The organism is Rhodococcus sp. PAE-6, assembly GCF_025290685.1.
Taxonomy (GTDB): Bacteria; Actinomycetota; Actinomycetes; order Mycobacteriales; family Mycobacteriaceae; genus Rhodococcus; species Rhodococcus pyridinivorans.
In genome coordinates, this window is sequence record NZ_JAOCLZ010000173.1 from 1 (window position 1) to 251 (window position 251).

The 251-nt window shown below is 70.5% G+C and carries 1 protein-coding gene; it reads left to right on the top strand.

From position 1 onward, the window contains the following. On the top strand, positions 1-251 hold a 251-nt coding region (locus NVV99_RS26680; protein WP_260783323.1), incomplete at both ends, for a hypothetical protein.

Here is a 251-nt window from a genome sequence, read left to right on the forward strand (position 1 = left end):
CTCCCATCAGCTCCTCTCCATCGCGACCGGCGGCTATGTCGCGGATACGCCGGGCTGGTATCTCCACATCCTGGCCGGGCCGCTCTCCCTCGCGCTCGCGCTGGGTTGGCGCTGGCGGCCGCTCTTCGGGTGGCTCGCCGCCTACGCGGTGCTGTTCCATGCCATGTGCTGGGCCGGCCAGCTCTCGCTCTTCAGCGGCTGTGCCTACAAGCCGGCCTCCGGCCAAGCGCTGACCCTCGATCCCGGCTCCT